Source organism: Ochrobactrum teleogrylli (assembly GCF_037482325.1).
GTDB classification, from domain to species: domain Bacteria; phylum Pseudomonadota; class Alphaproteobacteria; order Rhizobiales; family Rhizobiaceae; genus Brucella; species Brucella teleogrylli.
The window spans coordinates 1,326,284-1,348,284 of the sequence record NZ_JBBHKQ010000001.1 but is presented as its reverse complement, the minus strand read 5'-3'; the positions used below and the strand labels follow the sequence as shown (position 1 = coordinate 1,348,284).

Here is a 22,001-nt window from a genome sequence, read left to right as displayed (position 1 = left end):
TCAGAACAGGAAATAGCGCTGCGCCATCGGCACCACGTCAACCGGTTCGCATGTCAGAAGCTCGCCATCGGCGCGCACTTCATAGGTTTCCGGGTCGACTTCCATTTGCGGCATCGCATTGTTGAGGATCATCGACTGCTTGCCAATGCCGCCACGCGTATTGATGACCGCAGCCATCTGCTTGTCCACTCCAATTTTCTCACGCAGCCCACCGTCGATTGCCGCCTGCGAAACAAAGGTGATCGAGGTATTGGTGCGCGCCTTGCCAAAAGAACCGAACATCGGGCGATAATGCATCGGCTGCGGCGTGGGGATAGACCCATTGGGATCGCCCATCGGAGCCGTTGCGATCCAGCCGCCCAGCAGCACCATATCCGGCTTTACGCCGAAGAAAGCCGGGTTCCACAACACCAGATCGGCGCGCTTTCCAACTTCAATCGAGCCGATCTCATGCGACATGCCATGGGCGATGGCCGGATTGATGGTATATTTCGCCACATAGCGTCGGGCGCGGTAATTGTCATTGCCCGGTCTGTCATCGGGCAGACTGCCGCGCTGGCGCTTCATCTTGTCCGCCGTCTGCCAACAGCGGATGATCATTTCGCCCACCCGGCCCATGGCCTGACTGTCGGACGAGATGATCGAAAACGCGCCCATGTCGTGCAGAATATCTTCCGCCGCGATGGTCTCCTTGCGGATGCGGCTTTCGGCAAAGGCGATATCTTCGGGAATGGCGGGGGAGAGGTGATGACAGACCATCAGCATGTCGAGATGCTCGGCCACCGTATTGATCGTATAAGGCCGCGTCGGGTTGGTCGATGCGGGCAGAACATTGGGATATTGGCAGACGCGGATAATATCCGGCGCGTGGCCGCCGCCCGCACCTTCGGTGTGGAAGGAGTGGATGGTGCGTCCCTTGAAAGCATTCAGCGTGTCTTCCACAAAGCCGCTTTCATTGAGCGTATCGGTGTGGATCGCCACCTGCACGTCGAAATGGTCGGCCACGGAAAGGCAATTGTCGATAGCCGCAGGCGTCGTGCCCCAATCTTCATGCAGCTTGAGGCCGCAAGCCCCTGCCAGCACCATTTCCTCCAGCGCGCCCGGCAATGAGGCATTGCCTTTGCCGAAGACGCCGAAATTCATCGCCATGCCGTCGAAGGACTCGATCAGCCGCGCAATATGCCACGGTCCGGGCGTGCAGGTTGTCGCCAGCGTGCCATGCGCGGGGCCGGTGCCGCCGCCCACCATACAGGTGATGCCGGCATTCAGCGCCTCATCCACCTGTTGCGGCGAGATAAAGTGAATATGCGAATCGATGCCGCCCGCCGTGACGATCTTGCCCTCGCCCGCAATGATTTCGGTGCCCGGGCCGATAATGATCGTGACACCCGGCTGCGTATCAGGATTGCCTGCTTTGCCGATGCCTGCAATGCGCCCGTCGCGCAACCCGATATCTGCCTTGTAGATGCCGGTGTGATCCAGAATGAGCGCATTGGTGATGACCGTGTCGACCGCCCCTTGCGCCCGCGGGAGCTGGCTCTGGCCCATCCCGTCACGGATAACCTTGCCGCCGCCGAACTTGACCTCCTCGCCATAGGTGGTGAGATCGTGTTCGACCTCGATGATAAGTTCCGTATCGGCAAGGCGAAGCTTGTCGCCGGTGGTGGGGCCGAACATCTGCGCATAGGTGGCGCGACTGATTTTAGCTGGCATGAAATTCTCCGTCGGCGCTCTTTGTTTTGACGCACATCTCGTCCGAAAACCGTTTCACACTTTTCGGGATGTGCTCGGGCTCTGAATTAAAGCTTACCCATGATTTTCTGGCGGAACCCATAGACCTCACGCTTGCCGCCAAGCGGAACCAGCGTCACGTCGCGTTCCTGTCCCGGCTCGAAACGCACGGCGGTTCCCGCCGCTATATCGAGCCTGCAACCGCGTGCCTTCTCGCGGTCGAATGCAAGTGCCGCATTCGCCTCGTAGAAATGATAATGGCTGCCAACCTGGATCGGCCGGTCGCCGGTATTGGCAACCTTGATCGTGATCGTGGGCTGCCCCGCATTGAGCTCTATTTCGCCATCAACTGTGAAGATTTCGCCGGGTATCATGGTGCACCTCAACCAGCGATCAGCATCAGTCCGCCGAGCGCGGTCGCGCCACCGGCAACCCGCAGGGCGAGGCGTCCGCTCGGGCCCGACTCCAGACGCCCGATGCCAAGACCAAACGCGATACCCGCTGCGTGGAGCAGAGCCGTCGCCAGCGCAAAGCCTGCCGCATAACTGAAGAAGGTCGCAGCGCCGATTTCACCGCCATGCGCATGACCATGAAAAAAAGCGAAGAAGCCCGCAATCACCGCGCCGACAAGCGGCGAGACCGGCAGCGCCAGTGCAACGAGAAAACCAAGCACGACCACCGAGGCCAGAATGACCGGCTCGACGAATGGCAGCGGCATACCGAGAAGCGCCGCCATGAAGCCCAGAAGCATGACGCCGACAAAAGCCGCAGGCACGATGAAAAGCGCGCGCCCGCCCAGCATCGCCGCCCAGAGACCGATGGCGACCATCGCCAGAATATGATCCGCACCGAAAAACGGATGCGAGAAACCGGCGGCAAACGAGCCGTGTTCGGCGGGATTGAGGTGGGCAAAGGCAGGGTTTGCGATAAGCGCAAACGCTGCTGCCATCAGGACCGTCATCTTCTTCATCGTGCACCTTTTCAAAAATTAGATTTCAAAATCAGCGGATCGGCTCATGTACCGTGACAAGCTTGGTGCCATCGGGAAATGTCGCTTCGACCTGAATGTCGTGGATCATCTCGGCAACGCCCGCCATCACCTGTTCGCGGCTGATGACATGCGCGCCTGCTTCCATCAGATCGGCGACGGTGCGTCCGTCACGCGCGCCTTCAACAACAAAATCGCTGATCAAGGCGATGGCTTCCGGATGATTGAGCTTCACACCGCGTTCCAGACGGCGGCGGGCAACCATCGCCGCCATGGCAATCAACAGCTTGTCTTTTTCTCTGGGCGTCAAATTCATGACTTGTTTCGACCCTTCTCACCAAAAGCGACACGATGGCCGCGAATTCAAATTGACCAAACTTTGGGCAGTCCTGCCTTTCCATTGAGCAGCGCCAGCAAAGGAACAAGGCGCTTGCGCAAGGCATAACTGTCCGGCGCATAAAGCCGCGCCATGAGCTTCGAGGCGCCGCCGACCTGCCAGATGCTGGCGCCGCCCTCTTCGCCGATGATCGCGCGTGCGGCCCCCAGTTGCCGTTCGGCCTGATCCGAAACCAGCAGCACCGTGGCAACGGCAAGCCCGCCATCGGCAACCGCTCTCGCCCGCAATTCAGCGGCAATATCAGGCCCAAGGCGGAACTCTTCCGCATGAACCAGACGCCCGCCAAGCCGCACCCGCCAGCGATCACTGAACGATGCCTGTTCGACCGCCTCACCCATGGCGAGCCGCCCGAAAACAGTCGCCTCCACCAGCAGCACGTCCGCGCCTTCCTCCATCTCGACATCCAGCCCCCGCGACAGCGCGGAACGGTTGAACAAAATGGTTTCCTGCGGGAGCCATGCAAGACGCGTGCCTTTTGCAGCCTTGATGCGTGTAGCGATGCGCGCATCGCCGCCGCCGGAGCGATAAATGCGCTCGCAGGCCTGCGTTGTGATGACGGCGGAAGCACCTTCCTGCAATTCCACATCCCAGCGCAGCCGGTCTCCGCCGGTCAGTCCGCCGGAGGTGTTGATCAGGATCGCTTCCAGCGGGTCACGCGCCACTTGCGGCATGCGGATTTTGGCCGCGCCTTCCTGATAAAGCCGGGAAATGCGGGACCGCCCATCCTTGAAATGGACGGTCAGCCCGCCAACGCCATTGACGCGCTGCGAGGCGAGTTTTTCCAGATTGCCGGTATCGATGGACGTCAACACTGCTTGCACACCCCGCGGATCAAATCAGATTGCAGGCGAAAGGTACGGCAGGTCATGATCGGCGGAAAGCGGGGATGAAAAAAATTTAGCATGGCCATGTGCGGCCCGATAAATCGCTATCCTGCAACAAAAGATTTCACACGTATAAATAAGCAATAAATTCGATATACAACTAGATATATATGCTTTTGTATTGACATACACACAACAGCGTCAAGAAAGCTTCAATAAACTGAGAAAAGCCTGTTACATTTGAGGCCTATTCCCCGCCCTCAGTTTTAGTCTGGCCAGCGGATTTCCGTGGCCGCTACGGAACGGGGAAAACATGCTTATCAACCGTCGTCACGCTTTGGGTCTCATGGGCGCTGCCGCTGGCACGTTCATCATGCCGGGGATCGTCCGCGCCAATCAGCGCCGCTCGGTCACCGTCGCGGTTCAGAAGATCACCAACAACAACACGCTCGATATCTGGAATGAACAATCGAATGTCGGCGAGCGCGTGTTCTTCCCGAACCTGTGGGAAGGCCTGATCTTGCGCGACTGGATGGGCAATCAGGGTCCGGTTCCGGGCCTTGCCACGGAATGGAAGCGTCTGGACGACAAGACCATCGAACTGAAGCTGCGTCAGGGCGTGAAATTTCACAATGGCGATGAGCTGACCGCCGAAGACGTGGTCTTCTCCTTCTCCGACGAGCGCCTTTTTGCAGGCACCGAGCCTGCTGGCGGCAAGACGCTTTACGAAGCCAATTTCAAACCGCAGACGGCTAAGGAATTGCCCGCCGCCATTCCGGGCATTTCGCGCCGTCTCTGGCCTGCGCTGCGCGGTGTCGAAGCGGTCGACAAATATACCGTCCGTTTCCACAATGCGACGCCGGATGTGACGCTGGAAGGCCGCCTCTATGCCTTCGGCTCGCAGATCGCCAACAAGCGCGCCTGGGATGAATCCAAGTCTTATGCCGAATGGGCGCGCAAGCCGGTCACCACCGGCCCTTACAAGGTTGCCGATTATAAGCCGGATGTAGAACTCGTTCTTGAAGCCCATGACGAATATTGGGGTGGCCAGCCGCCGCTGCAGCAGATCCGCTTTGTCGAAGTGCCGGAAGTTGCAAGCCGCGTGAACGGCCTTATCTCCGGCCAGTATGATTTTGCCTGCGACCTGCCGCCAGACCAGATCAGCACGGTTACTGCCAATCCGGGCCTCGAAATCCAGAGCTCGACCATCTGGAACCACCGCATCACGGTTTTCAACACGCAGAACGAAATCCTGCGCAATCCGCTCGTGCGCCGCGCCATGACCCATTCGATCGATCGTCAGGCGATTGTGGATGCGCTGTGGGCCGGACAGACGGTCGTACCGGCTGGCATGCAGTTTGAGAGCTTCCGCACCTCCGATATGTTCATCGACGACTGGCAGCCGCCGAAATTCGACCCGGAACTGGCACGCGATCTGCTGAAGCAGGCCAACTATAAGGGCGACGCCATCCCCTACCGTCTGCTGAACAACTACTACACCAACCAGACTCCGACGGCGCAGGTTCTGGTGGAAATGTGGAAGCAGGTGGGCCTCAACGTCGAAATCGAGATGAAGGAAAACTGGGCGCAGGTTCACGACCCGGAAGGCGTCAAGGGCGTTCGCGACTGGTCGGCATCCAACAACATCAACGATCCGATCACCCCGTTGGTGGTCCAGTTCGGCCCGAATGGCGAAGCGCAGCAGAAGAAGGACTGGTCGAACGACGAGGTCAACAAGCTGTCGGTCATCATGGAAACATCCACCGACCGCGACCAGCGCAAGAAGGCTATCAAGCGCATACTGGAAATCTGCGAGCGGGAAGACCCGGCCTACAATATTCTGCATCAGAATGCCGTCTTCACCGGCATGAAGAAGGAACTGAACTGGAAAGCCGCACCGGCATTCGCGATGGATTTCCGTTCCACCAACTGGAACGTCTGATCCACTGACCAAGGCTGGCATTTCACTATGCCAGCCTTCTTACTCTCAATGAAAAGGTGCCGCCCGTGGCATTCGTCTCCATCCGGGACTTGAAGGTCTCTTTCAGCGGCGTGCAGGTTCTGCACGGGATCGATCTCGATGTAGACCGTGGCGAGACGCTCGGCCTCGTCGGAGAATCCGGCTGCGGAAAATCCGTAACCTGGCTTGCCGCGCTTGGGCTTCTCCCCGGCAAGGCTTCTGTGTCAGGTTCGGTTAAGGTCGACGGTCAGGAACTGGTCGGCTCCGCCCGCTCCGTCAAGGAAAGCGTTCGCGGCGGGCGCATCGCCATGATCTTTCAGGACCCGAGTTCGTCACTCAATCCCGTTAAGAAAGTCGGCCATCAGATCGTTGAATCGCTGGCGCTACATCGCGGACTGAAAGACACGGCAGCGCGCAGCGAAGCCATCCAGCTGATGGAACGCGTCGGCATTCCCGATGCGGCCCGTCGCTTCAATCTCTATCCGCACGAATTTTCCGGCGGGCAGTGCCAGCGGCTGATGATCGCCATCGCGCTGGCTGGTCAGCCCGATGTACTCATCGCCGACGAGCCGACCACCGCGCTCGATGTGACCATTCAGGCGCAGATCCTTGATCTTCTGGATCAGATTCGCCGCGAAACCGGCATGGCGGTGGTTTTCATCAGCCATGATCTCGGCGCGGTCAGCCAGATTTGCGAACGCGTCTGCGTCATGTATGCCGGGCGCATCGTTGAAAGCGGCCCGACCGTCGAATTGTTCGACAGGCCGCAGCATCCCTATACGCGCGGCTTGTTCGAAGCCATCCCGCGCCTCGACGGCGGACGTGAGCGCCTACGCGCCATTCCCGGCACTGTACCCGACCCGCGCAATCTGCCGATAGGCTGCGCCTTCGCGCCCCGCTGTTCGCAAACCAGCGAAGCATGCACGAGCGCAATTCCCGATTTGCAGATGCGCAACGGCCAGAAGGTGGCCTGTTTCCACCCCCATAGCGAAAGCGCGACATCGCATCTCTATTACAGCCGTACTATCCCGACGGAAGGGGCTTTGGCATGAGTTTCCTGCTTGAAGCAAACAATCTGGTTCGGGTTTACCGAAGCGACGGCCTTTTCAAAAAGGCCGATCCGGTCAAGGCGGTGGATGGTGTCAGCCTGCGTGTCCAGCCGGGCGAAACGCTTGGCATTGTCGGCGAATCCGGCTGCGGCAAGTCCACGCTTGGACGCATGCTGCTCGGCATAGACGACGCCACCGAAGGTCAGGTTCTGTTCGACGGCAAGCCATTGCCCCGCCGTCACACAGCCGACTGGCGCAAACTTCGCGCGCAAATGCAGCTTGTTTTTCAGGACCCGCTGGCGGCACTAGATCGCCGCCTGCCGATCGCGACACAGATCGGCGAACCGCTGCAAATTCACGGGATCGCCTCCGGCGCGGAACTCAAAGAACGTGTCGGCGAGCTGATGCAATCCGTTGGACTGCGCCGCGATCAGGGCGAACGCTATCCGCATGAACTATCCGGCGGCCAGCGCCAGCGCGTCATCATCGCCCGCGCCCTTGCGACCAGCCCAAGGCTGCTTGTCTGCGACGAGCCGGTTTCCGCACTTGATGTTTCCATTCAGGCGCAGGTGGTCAATCTGCTGCGCGACCTGCAAGAAAAACACGGCATCGCCATGGTGTTCATCAGCCACGACCTGAAAGTCGTGCGCAACATCTGCGACCGCGTCGCCGTCATGTATCTTGGCAAGATCGTTGAAGAGGCCAGCTCGGGCGTGATTTTCGAAACACCGCAGCACCCCTATACGAAGGCGCTGGTGTCTTCGGTTCCCATTCCGGGCAAGAAATTCAACCAGCGCATGATCCTCAAAGGTGAACCGCCAAACCCCGCAAACCGCCCGAGCGGCTGCGTGTTTCATCCCCGGTGTCCGGTGGCGGGCTTTCAATGCCCGACAACGATGCCCGATCTGGAATCGACCGGCTTTGACCGGCGCACGGCTTGTCACTTCGTTGAGCCAGCAAAAAGTGCTGCGTGAGGCACCCATGCTTACTTTCATCGCCTCCCGCCTCATCCGTGCGCTGATCACCGTCTTTCTGGTGATGACCTTTGCCTTCGTGGTGCTGCGCCTGTCTGGCGATCCGGCGCAGATCATGCTTGGTCCCGATGCGCCGCAGGAATCCATCGATGCCTTCCGCAAGGCTTGGGGCCTCGATGATCCCATCTGGCTGCAATATCTGTCCTATCTCAAAGGCATATTGAGCTTCGATTTCGGCATCTCGATGCGCGACAAGGCACCGGCTATCGATCTCGTGCTGCAACGTGTGCCTGCCACGCTCCAGATCACCATTCCGGCGCTGATCATCAAGCTTTGCCTCGGCATTCCGGCAGGTGTCTATGCCGCGCTGCACCGTCAGGGCATCGCTGACCGTGGCGTCATCACCCTGTCGATCCTCGGCTTCACCGTGCCATCTTTCGTGCTTGGCCTCGTGCTGGTGCTGATCTTCTCGGTACAGCTCGGCGTATTGCCGTCCGGCGGCAGCGATACGTGGGTTCACGGTATTCTGCCAACCCTCACCATCGCCATTGGCGGGACGGCCGTTCTGGCACGCTTCTCACGCTCGGCCATGATCGAAGTGCTGGGACAGCCTTATATCCGCACGGCATCGGCCAAAGGCATCAGCTGGAGCGATGTGGTGTGGAAACACGCTTTGCCCAATGCGTCCGTGCCGATTGTCACCATCGTGGGCTTCATGGTGGGCGCGCTCATCGCCGGGGCGGTGGTGGTCGAAACCATCTTCTCATGGCCCGGCATTGGTCGCCTTCTGGTGGTCTCAGTCGCCAATCGCGACCTCGCCGTGGTGCAATGCCTGCTGCTGATTATCGCGAGCTGCATGGTGATCTCCAATCTCGTTGTCGATGTGCTCTATGGCGTTCTCGACCCGCGCCTGCGCACCAAAGCCGCGCATTGAGGAAGGCCATGACCGATACCGCCCTTATCCCTGCCCCCGCCGTCAAGGCGCCCGCGCTCATCACTCGCCTACGCACCTCCATGCCGATGAGCGTCGCCTTTGCCTGTTTCTGGCTCGCGCTGATGCTGTTCGTCGTGATCTTCGCGGATTATCTGCGGCCCTATTCCATCACCAAGATGGACCTGATGGCGCGGCTTGTTCCGGTGGGATCACCGGGACACTGGCTCGGCACCGACGAGTTGGGCCGCGATGTCTATTCGCGGCTGATCCAGTCGATCCGCGTGTCGCTGGTTATCGCCTTTGGTGCGACGATCCTTTCTGCCGTCTTCGGCACCTTGCTGGGTTTTCTTGCCGCCCGCTTTCGCGGCTGGGTCGAACATATCGTGTTGATGCTGGCCGATTTTCAGGCCGCCCTGCCCTTTATGGTTCTGGCACTTGCAGTGCTCGCCTTCTTCGGCAATTCCATGCCGCTGCTGATCGGTCTGATGGGTTTCTACGGCTGGGAACGTTATGCCCGCATCGCGCGCGGCCTTGCCATTTCCGCCGGAGCGCAGGGCTATGCCAGCGCCGTGGTGCAGCTTGGCGCAACGCCGTTGCGCGTTTATTTCCGCCACATCCTGCCCAATGTCGCCTCGACGCTGATCGTGTCCATGACGCTGACATTCCCGGAAATCATCCTGATGGAATCCGGCCTTTCCTTCCTTGGTCTCGGCGTTCAGCCGCCGGAATCATCGCTCGGCAACATGGTCGGGTTCGCGCGCGAATATCTGACACGCGCGCCATGGATAATGCTGGCTCCGGCGCTGGTGATCGTTCTCACCACACTTTCGATTTCTCTTCTCGGGGACTGGCTTCGCGACAAGCTCGACCCAACCGTTCAATAGGACATACAGACATGAAAAAGATCATGGCCCATCGCGGCGCGCGCAATCTGTGGGCGGAAAACTCGCTCACCGGCTTTCGCAACGTTCTGGCTCTCGAAATCGACAGCGTCGAGTTCGATCTTCACCTGAGCGATGCGGGGCAGATACTCGTCATTCATGACGCATCGCTCGACCGCACCACCACCGGTTCCGGCAATGTGCGCGCGCTCGACGATGCCGGTCGCCGTGCTGTCCGACTGAAAAACGAACAGGGCACCGTCACAAGCGATCACATCCCGACCTTTGAGGAAGTGCTGGACGTTCTCGCAACGCGCCCGGACGTGCATCTCTATATCGAGCTAAAATCCGATGCCGACGGTAAGCCCTATGAAGGTCTCGTGGAAAAGGCCGTCGAAATCATCCGCGCCCGCAATATTGGCGACCATGTGGTGCTGCACTCCTTCGACCGCAGTGTCGTCGAACGCTGTGCGGAAGTTGCGCCAGAAATCGACCGGCTGATTTCGCTCAACGCGCAATGGGTGGAACGCAATGGCGGGCTGGAAAATTTCTTCCGCAGCGTGGAACCTCTGGTCCGTTATGTCGGCGTGCATCACGAATTGTTCGAAGCCGAATTCGACCGCATCACGTCGCTGTTTCCCAATGACCGCCTTGGCGTCTGGACGCTCAACGACCGCGCGCTGATCGACCGCTGGATGGAGCGCGATGTTGCCTACATCACCTCCGACAGCCCCGATCTGGTGATCGCGTCGCGTCTGGCGCTGGCTGAAGCCGCAGCCTGAAAGTCGATACAATAACGGTTCTGCCTGCACTTTAGTCCGGAGGCGAGGCAGAACCGCTTTTCATCCCATGCCATCCGGTCAATCCAGGAAATTTATTATGTCCGACCTGCCGCTTCTCGGCGCAGCCGTGCCGCTGTCCTATCTCGAAGAAAATCTCGATTTCATCCTGTCGGAAAACCGCGATCTGGAGATACAGGATTTTGTCCATGTCGCTCTCCTGAAAGCCGACTGGAAGACGCCTGCAAGCCGCATCAAGACCCTGCTCGACGGCTATAAGGGCCGTCTTGGCATTCATGGTCCATTCTGGGGTCTCAACTTCTCCAATCAGGACGAAGACATTCGCAAGATCGTCACCCAGCGCTATCTTCAGGGACTGGAGGTTTGCGAATTCATCGGCGCCACGCAGATGGTGATCCACAGCCCTTATAATTTCTGGACCTATAACAATCTCGACAATTTTGTCGAAAGCGGCCAGCAGATCATCGACTACGCCCATGAAACGCTGGCGCCGGTCGTCAACCGCGCCGAAGAAATCGGCTGCACGCTGGTGATCGAAAATATCGAGGATATCGACACCGATGCCCGCTGCCTGCTTGCAGATAGCTTCCAGTCGTCGTCGGTTGCGGTTTCGGTCGATACCGGCCATGCCCATTTCACCTATGGTTCGCTGGGCGCGCATCCGGTCGATTACTTCATCCGTCGTGCGAGCAACCGCCTGCAGCATGTTCATTTGCAGGACGCGGACGGCCATGCGGATCGTCATTGGGGCATCGGCGAAGGCACCATCCGCTGGCATGGCGTTTTCGCGGCTCTGGCTGAACTCGAAAGCAATCCGCGCCTGATCCTCGAACTGCGCGACAAGAACAAGATCATGCCATCGGTCAAGTTCCTGAAGGATGCAGGTCTGGCGCGATAAGCGTCCCGCTCATGCTTTGAGGGCTCAACCTGCCCTCAAAGCGCTTTCAGCCTGATACACAAACCCGCTGTTCCGGGGCAGTCAGCTTCATCAGCATCACTCCCAGTGCCGAAAAGCGCCCCGCCGCAATTCCGCAATCGCTGACGCCAAAGGGTGCGCCGCTGCGCCCCTCTGTTGCAGAAAAATCGCAAGCCGCAGCGCAATATCATTGAGGGCTAATTTAATGAACTGCTTATAGTTGACTTTTAGAGTCAATTTTATAGTGGAGTCTCATACTCAAATTTGCATCGCCGGATCGGGGGAGCCGAGCGACGCAAGATCGTTGTTCGAGGGACATCCATGCCGACTCCTGCTCTCCGCCTCCCGCTACGCTTTGCACTCGCCAGTTCCACCCTTCTCGCCTCCACCGCCATCGTTTTTGCGCAGGACGCCTCGCAGCCTCTGGTGCTCAACACCGTGACCATCGAGTCGCAGAGCAACGATACGCTGGTGCAGGATGGCTATGTCGCCAAGAAGGATCGCGACGGCACCAAGATCGACACGGAAATCGCCCGGATTCCGCAGTCGATTTCCGTCATCACGCAGCGCCAGATGGAAGACCAGAAGCCGAACACGCTCAACGATGCGCTGAGCTATACGGCAAGCGCCAATCCGAACAATTACGGTTTCGATACGCGCTATGACGCGTTCTACCTGCGCGGCTTTCCCGCTTATTATAACGGCATGTTCCGCGACGGCCTCCGCGTCATGAACGGCCCTTCCGCATGGCTGAAGGCGGAACCTTACGGCATTGAAGGTATCACGGTGCTGAAAGGCCCGGCCTCGTCGCTCTATGGCGTCAGCGGCCCCGGCGGCATCGTCAATGTCGTCACCAAGCGCCCGAAGGACGAAGATTTCCGCGAAGTGGAACTGCTGTTCGGCAACCATAATCGGTATCAGGCTGCCTTCGACGTATCCGGCCCCGCCAATGACGAGAAGACCTTCCTCTATCGCATCACCGGCCTTGGCCGCATAAGCGATACCGAACTGCCCGGCTATCCCGACGACAAATATTACATCGCGCCAGCCTTCACGCTGAAGCCGGACGAAGACACGAAATTCACGGTTCTAAGCGAGTTTTCCCGCTCCAAGACCGGTGGAACGGCGGCCTTCTACAATCCGTCCTATGGCGAGGTTTCGGATATTTATGAGGGCGACCCTGCCTATAACGACTTCGTTCAGAACCAGGGCCGCATCGGCTATGAGTTCGAACATCGCTTCAACGACCTGCTGACCATCCGCCAGAACCTGCGTTACAGCGATGTCGATGCCGATCTCGAATATAGCGGCCATTACACGACAGCAGGCAGCACAGACCTGTCACGCTACTGGGGCCATTACACCGAGCGGATGAAGAATTTTGTCGTCGATACGATGGCGCAGTTCGATTTCGACACCGGCCCGATGACCCATAAGGCCATTGCTGGCATCGATTATGGCTGGTCGGATTATAACGCCTATAGCGGCCTGTCCTATGTGTCCGTCGAGGACATGCGGGCCCAGGACGTGCCCTATTATGGCGGGCAGAAGATGAATCAGGTCGGCATTTATGCCCATGACCAGATCGAATGGGATAATTTCACCCTGTTCGGCAGCGGCCGTTATGACTGGGTGAAAACCAACACCACCGATGTGGATTATTCGGAAAGCGAACAGAAGGACAGCGCCTTCTCCGGTCGCGTCGGCGCAGCCTACAAGACGGAATGGGGCTTCATCCCCTATGTGAACTATTCCACCTCGTTCTCGCCCAATATCGGCTTCGTCTATGACGATATCGCCAGCGACGACAAACATGTCGCCAAGCCGACCATCGCCACGCAAAAGGAAATCGGCGTCAAATACGAAATCCCCGGCTATAATGCCGTAGTGAGCGCCGCTTTCTTCGATATCGATCAGGAAGACGGTGTCGTCCTCGTCGCCTCGGCAGATCGCAATAAGCAGCGCCAGCTCGATCTCAACTCGCGTGGCTTCGAACTGGAAGCCAATGCCACGCTCGATAACGGTCTCGGCATCATCGCGTCCTACACCCATCTGCGCGTGAAGATCGAAGGCGGCACCGAAGGTACGGAAGGCAACGAGCTTTCCGGCACGCCCAATGACGTGCTGTCGCTGTGGGGCAATTACAAGATCGAGAACGGCGTGCTGGCTGGCCTCGGTTTTGGCTCCGGTGTGCGCTATGTCAGCTCCAGCTATGGCGATGACGAAAACACCTTCAAGAACGACTCGCGTGTCATGGTGGATGCGGCGCTGTCCTATGACTTCAGCTATCGCAATCCGAAGCTCGACGGCATGCAGCTGCAAGTGAATGCGAAGAACATCTTCGACAATCGCGATCCGGTCTGCACCGCTGGCTATTGCTACCAGCAGGAAGGCCGCCAGATATTCGGCAGCCTGCGCTATCGCTTCTGATGACGTCGATGCAGAAACAGGCCGACCAGCCGTCACCGACCGTCGCGCCAGCCCGCGTGTTCCTGACGATCAGCGGGCTCTATGTGGCGCAAAGCGTCATTGGCGGCATCACTTGGTCAGGCTTGCCTGCCATCATGCGCGACAGCGGCGTGCCGCTCGACCGCATCGGCCTCGTTTCGCTGATCATACTGCCATGGGCGCTCAAATTTCTCTGGGCGCCCGCAGTGGAACGTTTCCGGCTGCCGCATAGCGGCGCCGCCCGAACGGCAACCATCATTCTGGGCGGCGGCGCTGTCTCGGTCATCGGCCTCCTGATCATCGGGCTTATCGACCCATCACAGATCTATCCGCTTCTCGGCATATTGATGCTGATCGCCTTTGCAACGGCCACCGTCGATATCGCCTGCGACGGTTATGCCGTGCAAAGCCTGTCGGAAGACAATTACGGTTGGGGCAATGCCGCACAGGTCGGCGGCGCCTATCTCGGTTCGGCGATCGGCGCCGGATTGTTTCTCGTTCTCGTCGGTGCATTCGGCTGGCGTATCGCCATCTGGACAATGGCGCTGATCCTCGTGCTGCTCGGCCTGCCCTTCGCGCTTTTCGCCCGCAAAGGTTCTGTCGCGGAAACACGCCCGCATGTGCCGTCGCTGGCGGCAGCACTGCGGCGGCGTGATATCCGGCGCGGACTGGCGGCGGCAGCGGTCTATGTCATCGCACAGAAGGCGGGGCTCGCAATGCTTGGACCCTTCCTGATCGATAGCGGTCTCGACCTCACCACCGTCGGATTGCTGAACGGCGCCGGAAGCATGTTTGTCGGCCTTGCCGCAGCACTTGCCGGTGGCGGTCTGGTGCGCGCCTTCGGCATGCGCAAGATACTGGCTGTAGCGCTCTTGCTTCAGGCTCTGTGCTTCCTGTTTTTCGCCATACATGCCGGCGACAAGACCGCCAGCGTGCAATTGATCGCGGTTGCGATTATCAGCTCATCCGGTGTGGTAGCGCTGGGTTTCGTTGCGCTTTATGCGCAATTTATGCTGTGGTCTGACCCGCGCCAGGCAGGAGTGGATTTCACGCTGTTCCAATGCATGGATGCGCTGATCAGCATGGCGGGCGGTGTGGCGGCGGGTTATGCCGCCCAGTATTTCGGCTATGGCGTCTTCTTTTCCATCGTCGGCGCCCTTGCGCTGGCGGCCATCCCCGCAATGTGGGCGCTCTGCGCAACCCATTTGCGCGGCCGGCCTTGAAACGCGGCACCACCGGAATTTTTTAAAGAAAACCATATTGATAAAATCCAGCTCTGCCATAGCTCTCCGTTAGCTTGGCCTGATTTATCGTTTGCTTAATAGCGAACTTTGGATCTGGTCGCGGTGTAGATCAAATGCGTATCGCGGGGATCGCATGAAAAACAAACCTTATTGAAGAATGAGCCGGGACCGCTTCGCGGCTCATCGGCTCTTTAAAAAAGAGAGATTGATCCACCACAACCGGCGCATGGCTTAACTGCCATTGGCGTCCAAGGAGTTTTGCGTAATTTAAATATATATCAAGCATCCTGCGCAGTACGAGAAATATTTTTGAATATGTTTAACTGATTAACAGCAAAACTAGGTCTATTCGATCTATTTTAATTTAAAAAATTATTGACTTTATTTTATTTACGCTAATATCACTTACTAAACCCGCATCTATGCATTTGATAAATAATAATTATACCATTGATCTTGATCAATGACGTGAGATTAGCGATCACATCATTGTCTGTGAAATTTCGTTTCATGCTCATAATCGCGCACGATTGGAGAATTGCATGGCCGATACGCAGAGTGGGCAAGTCACGGCAGAAAAAGAGCCGCACAAACTGACATTGTTTCCTTTGATTGCGCTTGTGTTGGGATCGATGATCGGCGGCGGCGTCTTCAATCTGCCATCGGATATGTCTCGCGCGGCATCGCCGGGCGCAATCATTATCGGCTGGATCATCACCGGCATCGGCATGTTGATGCTGGCGCGCGTCTATCAGTCGCTCGCCAATCGTCGTCCCGATCTCGATGCCGGACCTTACGCCTATGCTAAGGCCGGTTTCGGATCGTTTATCGGCTTCAACAGCGCCTGGGGATACTGGCTCAGCGCCTTTCTCGGCAATGTTGCCTATGCGGTGGCGATCTTCTCGGCCTTGTCGTTCTTTTTCCCAGTTTTCGGCGACGGTTCCAACCTGCCATCAATCATCGGCGCGTCAATCTGCCTTTGGCTGATCCATACGCTTGTCCTCTACGGCATCAAGCAGGCGTCATTCGTCAATATCGTCACGACGATAGCCAAACTTGTGCCGCTGATGCTGTTCATCCTGATCGCCATCGTTGCTTTCCATTGGGACAAGTTCACCTTCAATTTCTGGGGCCGTGGTGAGGAAGCCACACTTGGCAGCATTACGCACCAGATCAAAAGCACGATGCTGGTGACGCTGTGGGTGTTCATCGGCATTGAAGGCGCCAGCGTCTATTCGGCCCGCGCCGCCAACCGCAAGGATGTGGGCCGCGCGACCGTGATCGGCTTTCTCGGCGCACTCGGCATCTATGTGCTGGTATCGCTGCTCTCGACCGGGCTGATGAGCCAGCCGGAACTCGCCGGGTTGAAAGTGCCCTCCATGGCAGGCGTCTTCGAGCCGCTTGTCGGTCATTGGGGCGCGCTGCTCATCAATATCGGCCTTCTGATTTCAGTGGGTGGGGCTTTCCTGTCCTGGACCCTGCTCTGCGCGGAAATCCCATTTTCCTGCGGTCGCGACGGCACATTTCCAAAGTGGTTTGCGGTCGAGAACAAGAACGGGTCGCCAGCCAATGCGCTCTGGGCAACGAACCTCGCGATTCAGTTCTTCCTGCTGCTGACCTATTTTTCCGAAAGCGCCTACCAGTTCTTCTACTTCATCGCATCGGTCGCCATTCTGCCGCCTTATGTGTTTTCCGGCGCTTTTGCACTGAAACTCGCGCTCAGCGGCGAGACATATGGCGCCAACAGCAAGTCGCGACGGCGAGACCTGTGGGTGAGCCTGATAGCGACGCTCTACGGCGTCTGGCTCGTCTACGCGGCGGGACTAAGCTTTCTCCTGATGTGCACGGTGCTCTTCGCACCCGGCATTCTGGTTTACGCGAAAGCCCGCAAGGAACATGGAGAACCGATCTTTGAGGGACATGAAGTTTGGATCGCGGCAGGCATAACCCTGCTCGCCCTCGTCGCCATCTATCTGATGTGGACGGGAGTTATCACCCCATTCTAACGCATTCATCCACGGGAACGATCTTTTGCCGGCTACCGGAAAATCTTCCCGCCCAGATCACCCTTTCAAACAGGAGCATCGAGATGAGACAATTTGGAGTGCATTCGGAAGTCGGCAAGCTACGCACAGTGATGGTTTGCAGCCCATCGCTCGCCCATCAACGACTGACGCCAGCCAATTGCCATGACCTTCTGTTCGATGACGTGATCTGGGTGCACGAGGCCCAGAAGGACCATTTCGATTTCGTGCTCAAAATGCGGGAGCGCGGCGTTGAGGTTCTGGAAATGCAGGACCTGCTCGCCGAAACGCTGGACGACAAGGAAGCACGCCAATTCGTTCTCGACCGGCGTATTCTGCCTAATCAGATCGGGCGCAATGTCGCCAATTCCATGCGCCCCTGGCTGGATGAACTGCCATCGAAAAACCTGGCCCAGTTTCTCATCGGCGGCGTGGCCGTTTCCGACCTGCCGGACATATGGGGCAAGGAACTGATGCTGGACGTGCTGGGCGGTACGGAATTCATTATTCCGCCGATCCCCAACACGTTGTTCCAGCGCGACTCATCCTGCTGGATTTACGGCGGCGTGACCGTGAACCCGATGTTCTGGCCAGCCCGTCAGCCGGAAACGCTGATCCAGCGCGCCATCTACAAATATCATCCGGAATTCAAGGACGGCGATTTCAAAATCTGGTGGGGCGATTTCGACACCGACCACGGCAACGCCACGATGGAAGGCGGCGATGTCATGCCCATCGGCAATGGCGTTGTGCTGATCGGCATGGGCGAACGCACAACTTATCAGGCTGTCGGTCAGGTGGCGGAAGCGCTGTTTGCCGCCAATGCCGCCACCCGCGTCATCGCCTGTGTGATGCCGAAAAGCCGTGCGGCCATGCATCTCGATACGGTGTTTAGTTTCTGCGACCGCGACCTCGTTACGATTTTTGGCGAAGTCGTGGACCAGATTCGCTGCTTCAGCATTTATCCGGGCGACGACGGAAAAATAGCCGTTCGTCCCGAAACAAAGCACCTGCTGGAAGTGACGGCGGAAGCGCTGGGACTGAAGAAACTGCGCTCGGTGGCAACTGGCGGCAACGCCTACGAAGCCGAGCGCGAACAGTGGGACGACGGCAACAATGTCGTCGCGCTGGAGCCCGGCGTGGTGGTTTCCTACGACCGCAACACCTACACAAACACGCTGCTGCGCAAGGCGGGCGTTGAAGTCATCACCATTCGCGGTTCCGAGCTTGGCCGTGGTCGGGGCGGCGGGCATTGCATGACCTGCCCCATATGGCGCGATCCGGTCTGAGAACCGGACTTCCATCGCAACATAATATAGTTTTGGAGACGTATCATGAGCTTTAATCTGCGCAATCGTTCCCTCCTCACGGTGCAGGATTACACGCCACGCGAATTCCGCTTCCTGCTCGATCTAGCGCGCGATCTGAAGCGCGCCAAATATGCCCGCACCGAGCAAAAGCACCTGTCAGGCAAGGAAATCTGCCTCATCTTTGAAAAGACCTCCACACGCACCCGCTGCGCCTTCGAGGTCGCCTGTTCGGATCAGGGCGCCAATGTCACCTATCTTGACCCCGCCGGATCGCAGATCGGCCACAAGGAATCCTTCAAGGACACGGCGCGTGTGCTGGGGCGTATGTATGACGCCATCGAATATCGCGGCTCATCGCAGAGCGGTGTTGAAACGCTGGCCAAATATGCCGGTGTGCCGGTCTATAACGGCCTGACCGATGAATATCACCCAACCCAGATGCTGGCCGACGTGCTGACCATGTGGGAACACAGCGACAAGCCGATCCCCCAGATCAAATATGCCTATGTGGGCGACACGCGGTCCAATATGGGTCATTCTCTTCTGATCGTCGGCAGCCTGATGGGCATGGATGTCCGCATCTGCGGGCCGAAGGAACTGTGGCCCGCTGACGAATATCGCAAGATTGCAGAAGACCTCGCCGCAGCATCGGGCGCAAAGGTCACCATCACCGATGACGTCAAGGCGGCGGTCAAGGACGTGGACTTCATCCACACCGATGTCTGGGTCTCGATGGGCGAAGCGAAGGAAGTCTGGGCCGAACGCATCAAGCTGCTGAAGCCCTATCAGGTCAATGCTGCGCTGATGAAAGCCGCAGGCAATCCGCAGGTGAAGTTCATGCATTGCCTGCCAGCCTTCCACGATACCGAAACCGTGGTCGGCAAGCAGATTGCCGATCAGTTTGGCATTACGGACGGTCTTGAAGTGACTGACGAAGTGTTCGAATCCCACGCCAATATCGCATTCGAACAGGCGGAGAACCGTCTGCACACCATCAAGGCCCTGCTTGTGGCAACGATTGGAGATTGAGAATGCGCATCGTCATCGCATTGGGCGGCAACGCCCTTTTGCGGCGCGGCGAGCCGATGACAGCCGAAGTGCAACGCAGGAATATCCGCACCGCTGTCGAAGCCATCGCGCCGGTCACCAAAGACCATCAGGTCATTATCACCCATGGCAATGGCCCGCAGGTGGGGTTGCTTGCCTTGCAGGGCGCCGCCTACAAGCCCGACGAAGCCTATCCGCTGGACGTGCTTGGCGCCCAGACGGAAGGCATGATCGGCTATATGCTGGAACAGGAACTTGGCAATGTTCTGCCATTCGACATTCCCATCGCAACCGTCCTTACCATGGTTGAGGTGGATGGCGATGATCCCGGCTTCCAAAACCCGACCAAGTTCGTCGGCCCGGTCTATTCCAAGGACGATGCCGACCGTATCCGTGGCGAAAAAGGCTGGACCTTCAAGCAGGACGGCGACAAGTGGCGACGGGTTGTGCCCTCGCCGCTTCCGAAGCGGATTTTCGAAATTCGCCCGTTGAAATGGCTGCTTGAAAAGAACACCATTCTCATCTGCGCGGGCGGCGGCGGCATTCCCACCATGTATGAGAAAGGCAAGGAACGCTCGCTTGGCGGCGTGGAGGCCGTCATCGACAAGGATCTGGCGAGCGAGCTTCTCGCACGTGAACTTGGCGCCGACCTCTTCATCATGGCGACCGACGCCGAAGCGGTCTTTACCGACTGGGGTAAGCCGACGCAAAAGGGCATCCACGAAGCGACGCCGGAATCCCTTTCGCACTATCAGTTTCCGGCAGGTTCGATGGGACCGAAGGTGGATGCCGCCTGCAATTTTGCCAAGGCGACCGGAAAATCCGCCGCCATCGGCGCGCTGGCCGACATTCCCGGCATTGTCGATGGCAAAAAAGGAACCATTGTCAGTACAGGCTTTTCAAAACTGACCTGGCATTGAATGAAATATTGGAAGCTCCGGTCTTTGAGGGAAGACCGGAGTTTTCAGCGTTTAATCTACTAAAGTCGCTATCAGGGGAGACCACAAGGTGAGCGAAAACGAACCGGCGCCGACCACTGGCGGTCATATTCCATCCATGCTGGATGCACTTGTTCCATGTATTGCGCTTATCGTTTTCCTCGCCCTTTCCTATTATCTGTTTGGTGATGCGGCCTCGTCCGGCCCCAACCAGATCGCCCTTGCGGTCTGCGGGCTGATCGCCGCCGGTGTTGCCTATAAGAACGGATCGAGCTGGGCCGCGGTCCGCGCCGCCGTTGTTGACGGGATCGCGACCGGCTTGCCCGCCATTCTCATCCTGATGGCGGTTGGCGCGTTGATTGGCACATGGGCGCTCAGCGGCACGATCATGTCCATGGTCTATTACGGGCTGAAGCTTCTCAACCCCGATTATTTCTACGCGACGACCACCATTGTCTGCGCGGTGGTGGCCTTCAGCATCGGCAGTTCATGGACCGTCGCGGGCACTATCGGCATCGGGCTTATGGGTGTCGCGGCTCATATGGACCTTTCCCCCGCAATCACAGCGGGCGCCGTCATTTCCGGCGCTTATTTTGGCGACAAGGCATCGCCGCTTTCCGACACGGTCAATCTGGCGGCCGCCTCCGCCGGTTCGGAAATATTCGACCACATCCGGGAATCCCTCTGGACCTCGATCCCCGCTTTGCTTTTGTCCATTGTGCTGTTCGGCTTTCTTGGTGAGCAAAACGATTTTGACGCAAGCTCGCTTCTCACAAAGATCGACAGCCAGATTCAGGTTTCGCTCTGGGCTTTCCTGCCCCTGCTGCTGGTCTTCGTGCTGTCGGTAGCGCGGGTATCTCCGGTCGTGGCGATATTCAGCGGCGCTTTGGCAGGCGCTATCCAGGGCGTCATCATGGACCCACAACGGGTGATCGCATTTGCCAATGATGCAGCACTTCCCAGTGCGCTCGCCCTATTGAAAGGCGCATGGCTGGCGCTTGCCACCGGCTATACGAGCTCCGTCGGCGATCCCGATATCGACATGATTCTCAGCCGGGGTGGCATGGCGAGCATGATGACGACCATCTGGCTCATCATCACAGCACTCGCCTTTGGCGCGGTGATCGAGCATGCAGGCATTCTCAATCGCCTGATCGACCCGTTGATCCATCGCGCGAAATCCGATGCCAGTCTGATCTCGACCGTCGCAGGAACCGCTGTCCTGTCGAATGTCGTCACGTCCGATCAGTATATTTCCATTGCCCTGCCGGGGCGCATGTTCAAGCAGGCTTTTGCCAATCGCGGACTGGCACCGGCACTTCTTTCCCGCGTGATTGGCGACAGCGCAACCGTGACGTCTCCGCTGATCCCATGGAACAGTTGCGGCGCCTATATGGCTGCGGCGCTGGGGGTCAGCACCACCGCCTATCTCGGCTTTTGCTTTTTCAACATTCTCAATCCGCTGATGACCATCGGCTTCAGTCTTCTCGGCTGGCGCGTGCTTAGAACCGCCCCGGCGAAGGCCACGTCATAAAG

General features: G+C 58.2%; 19 protein-coding genes. 14 read left to right on the top strand and 5 right to left on the bottom strand.

Translation table 11 applies throughout. The features are described from left to right. From ureC to WIX40_RS06190, 5 genes are all read right to left on the bottom strand, one after another. Complete coding sequence (ureC, locus tag WIX40_RS06210) at window positions 1–1,713, bottom strand: urease subunit alpha (protein WP_109366972.1); 1,713 nt, start codon at window positions 1,711–1,713, stop codon at window positions 1–3. A gap of 86 nt (window positions 1,714–1,799) precedes the next feature. Beyond that, window positions 1,800–2,105, bottom strand: a complete 306-nt coding sequence (locus WIX40_RS06205) for an urease subunit beta (RefSeq protein ID WP_109366971.1) — start codon at window positions 2,103–2,105, stop codon at window positions 1,800–1,802. An 8-nt stretch (window positions 2,106–2,113) separates the two neighbouring features. Beyond that, the gene (locus WIX40_RS06200) at window positions 2,114–2,701 is read right to left on the bottom strand and encodes a HupE/UreJ family protein (protein WP_339439240.1); all 588 of its coding nucleotides are present in this window, start codon (window positions 2,699–2,701) and stop codon (window positions 2,114–2,116) included. Window positions 2,702–2,732: 31 nt separating this feature from the next. Continuing rightward, window positions 2,733–3,035: an urease subunit gamma gene (locus WIX40_RS06195; protein ID WP_109366969.1), complete on the bottom strand. Its 303-nt coding sequence runs from the start codon at window positions 3,033–3,035 to the stop codon at window positions 2,733–2,735. Window positions 3,036–3,082: 47 nt separating this feature from the next. Further along, window positions 3,083–3,925, bottom strand: coding sequence for an urease accessory protein UreD (locus WIX40_RS06190; protein ID WP_339440956.1), 843 nt, complete (start codon window positions 3,923–3,925; stop codon window positions 3,083–3,085). A gap of 328 nt (window positions 3,926–4,253) precedes the next feature. On the opposite strand from WIX40_RS06190, the gene WIX40_RS06185 reads away from it, so the two are divergent. From WIX40_RS06185 to WIX40_RS06120, 14 genes are all read left to right on the top strand, one after another. Next, window positions 4,254–5,882 carry an ABC transporter substrate-binding protein gene (locus tag WIX40_RS06185; RefSeq protein WP_339439238.1) on the top strand — a complete coding sequence of 543 codons (1,629 nt, stop codon included), beginning with the start codon at window positions 4,254–4,256 and terminating at the stop codon, window positions 5,880–5,882. Between the two features lie 65 nt (window positions 5,883–5,947). After that, window positions 5,948–6,952, top strand: coding sequence for an ABC transporter ATP-binding protein (locus WIX40_RS06180; RefSeq protein ID WP_339439236.1), 1,005 nt, complete (start codon window positions 5,948–5,950; stop codon window positions 6,950–6,952). Further along, the gene (locus WIX40_RS06175; protein WP_339439234.1) at window positions 6,949–7,923 is read left to right on the top strand and encodes an ABC transporter ATP-binding protein; all 975 of its coding nucleotides are present in this window, start codon (window positions 6,949–6,951) and stop codon (window positions 7,921–7,923) included. The genes WIX40_RS06180 and WIX40_RS06175 overlap by 4 nt, the downstream gene beginning before the upstream one ends. A gap of 7 nt (window positions 7,924–7,930) precedes the next feature. Next, entirely contained in the window at window positions 7,931–8,857 is a 927-nt protein-coding gene (locus WIX40_RS06170; RefSeq protein ID WP_339439232.1) for an ABC transporter permease, read from the top strand. Between the two features lie 8 nt (window positions 8,858–8,865). After that, window positions 8,866–9,741, top strand: coding sequence for an ABC transporter permease (locus WIX40_RS06165; protein ID WP_171318032.1), 876 nt, complete (start codon window positions 8,866–8,868; stop codon window positions 9,739–9,741). 11 nt (window positions 9,742–9,752) lie between these two features. Continuing rightward, window positions 9,753–10,520 carry a glycerophosphodiester phosphodiesterase family protein gene (locus tag WIX40_RS06160; protein ID WP_140024724.1) on the top strand — a complete coding sequence of 256 codons (768 nt, stop codon included), beginning with the start codon at window positions 9,753–9,755 and terminating at the stop codon, window positions 10,518–10,520. Between the two features lie 97 nt (window positions 10,521–10,617). Then, window positions 10,618–11,436, top strand: a complete 819-nt coding sequence (locus tag WIX40_RS06155; protein ID WP_339439228.1) for a sugar phosphate isomerase/epimerase family protein — start codon at window positions 10,618–10,620, stop codon at window positions 11,434–11,436. A gap of 339 nt (window positions 11,437–11,775) precedes the next feature. Further along, window positions 11,776–13,884: a TonB-dependent siderophore receptor gene (locus tag WIX40_RS06150; protein WP_339439226.1), complete on the top strand. Its 2,109-nt coding sequence runs from the start codon at window positions 11,776–11,778 to the stop codon at window positions 13,882–13,884. Further along, window positions 13,884–15,125: an MFS transporter gene (locus tag WIX40_RS06145; RefSeq protein WP_371831099.1), complete on the top strand. Its 1,242-nt coding sequence runs from the start codon at window positions 13,884–13,886 to the stop codon at window positions 15,123–15,125. Before WIX40_RS06150 ends, WIX40_RS06145 begins: the two co-directional genes overlap by 1 nt. A gap of 563 nt (window positions 15,126–15,688) precedes the next feature. Then, on the top strand, window positions 15,689–17,152 hold the full coding sequence (gene arcD, locus WIX40_RS06140) for an arginine-ornithine antiporter (RefSeq protein ID WP_109366959.1): 1,464 nt from the start codon (window positions 15,689–15,691) through the stop codon (window positions 17,150–17,152). 83 nt (window positions 17,153–17,235) lie between these two features. Beyond that, the gene (arcA, locus tag WIX40_RS06135; RefSeq protein WP_109366958.1) at window positions 17,236–18,459 is read left to right on the top strand and encodes an arginine deiminase; all 1,224 of its coding nucleotides are present in this window, start codon (window positions 17,236–17,238) and stop codon (window positions 18,457–18,459) included. A gap of 45 nt (window positions 18,460–18,504) precedes the next feature. Beyond that, window positions 18,505–19,509: an ornithine carbamoyltransferase gene (locus tag WIX40_RS06130; protein WP_140024722.1), complete on the top strand. Its 1,005-nt coding sequence runs from the start codon at window positions 18,505–18,507 to the stop codon at window positions 19,507–19,509. Window positions 19,510–19,511: 2 nt separating this feature from the next. Continuing rightward, window positions 19,512–20,447, top strand: a complete 936-nt coding sequence (gene arcC / locus WIX40_RS06125) for a carbamate kinase (protein WP_109366956.1) — start codon at window positions 19,512–19,514, stop codon at window positions 20,445–20,447. An 88-nt stretch (window positions 20,448–20,535) separates the two neighbouring features. After that, the gene (locus tag WIX40_RS06120; protein ID WP_209446017.1) at window positions 20,536–21,999 is read left to right on the top strand and encodes a Na+/H+ antiporter NhaC family protein; all 1,464 of its coding nucleotides are present in this window, start codon (window positions 20,536–20,538) and stop codon (window positions 21,997–21,999) included. The last annotated feature ends 2 nt before the right edge of the window (window positions 22,000–22,001 follow it).

Coding starts and splice junctions, on each gene's coding strand:
- WIX40_RS06165 (WP_171318032.1), top strand. CDS start 8,866: ATGACCGATACCGCCCTTATCCCTGCCCCCGCCGTCAAGGCGCCCGCG.
- WIX40_RS06130 (WP_140024722.1), top strand. CDS start 18,505: ATGAGCTTTAATCTGCGCAATCGTTCCCTCCTCACGGTGCAGGATTAC.
- WIX40_RS06170 (WP_339439232.1), top strand. CDS start 7,931: ATGCTTACTTTCATCGCCTCCCGCCTCATCCGTGCGCTGATCACCGTC.
- arcA (WP_109366958.1), top strand. CDS start 17,236: ATGAGACAATTTGGAGTGCATTCGGAAGTCGGCAAGCTACGCACAGTG.
- WIX40_RS06150 (WP_339439226.1), top strand. CDS start 11,776: ATGCCGACTCCTGCTCTCCGCCTCCCGCTACGCTTTGCACTCGCCAGT.
- WIX40_RS06175 (WP_339439234.1), top strand. CDS start 6,949: ATGAGTTTCCTGCTTGAAGCAAACAATCTGGTTCGGGTTTACCGAAGC.
- WIX40_RS06205 (WP_109366971.1), bottom strand. CDS start 2,105: ATGATACCCGGCGAAATCTTCACAGTTGATGGCGAAATAGAGCTCAAT.
- WIX40_RS06195 (WP_109366969.1), bottom strand. CDS start 3,035: ATGAATTTGACGCCCAGAGAAAAAGACAAGCTGTTGATTGCCATGGCG.
- WIX40_RS06160 (WP_140024724.1), top strand. CDS start 9,753: ATGAAAAAGATCATGGCCCATCGCGGCGCGCGCAATCTGTGGGCGGAA.
- ureC (WP_109366972.1), bottom strand. CDS start 1,713: ATGCCAGCTAAAATCAGTCGCGCCACCTATGCGCAGATGTTCGGCCCC.
- WIX40_RS06185 (WP_339439238.1), top strand. CDS start 4,254: ATGCTTATCAACCGTCGTCACGCTTTGGGTCTCATGGGCGCTGCCGCT.
- arcC (WP_109366956.1), top strand. CDS start 19,512: ATGCGCATCGTCATCGCATTGGGCGGCAACGCCCTTTTGCGGCGCGGC.
- WIX40_RS06155 (WP_339439228.1), top strand. CDS start 10,618: ATGTCCGACCTGCCGCTTCTCGGCGCAGCCGTGCCGCTGTCCTATCTC.
- WIX40_RS06145 (WP_371831099.1), top strand. CDS start 13,884: ATGACGTCGATGCAGAAACAGGCCGACCAGCCGTCACCGACCGTCGCG.
- WIX40_RS06200 (WP_339439240.1), bottom strand. CDS start 2,701: ATGAAGAAGATGACGGTCCTGATGGCAGCAGCGTTTGCGCTTATCGCA.
- arcD (WP_109366959.1), top strand. CDS start 15,689: ATGGCCGATACGCAGAGTGGGCAAGTCACGGCAGAAAAAGAGCCGCAC.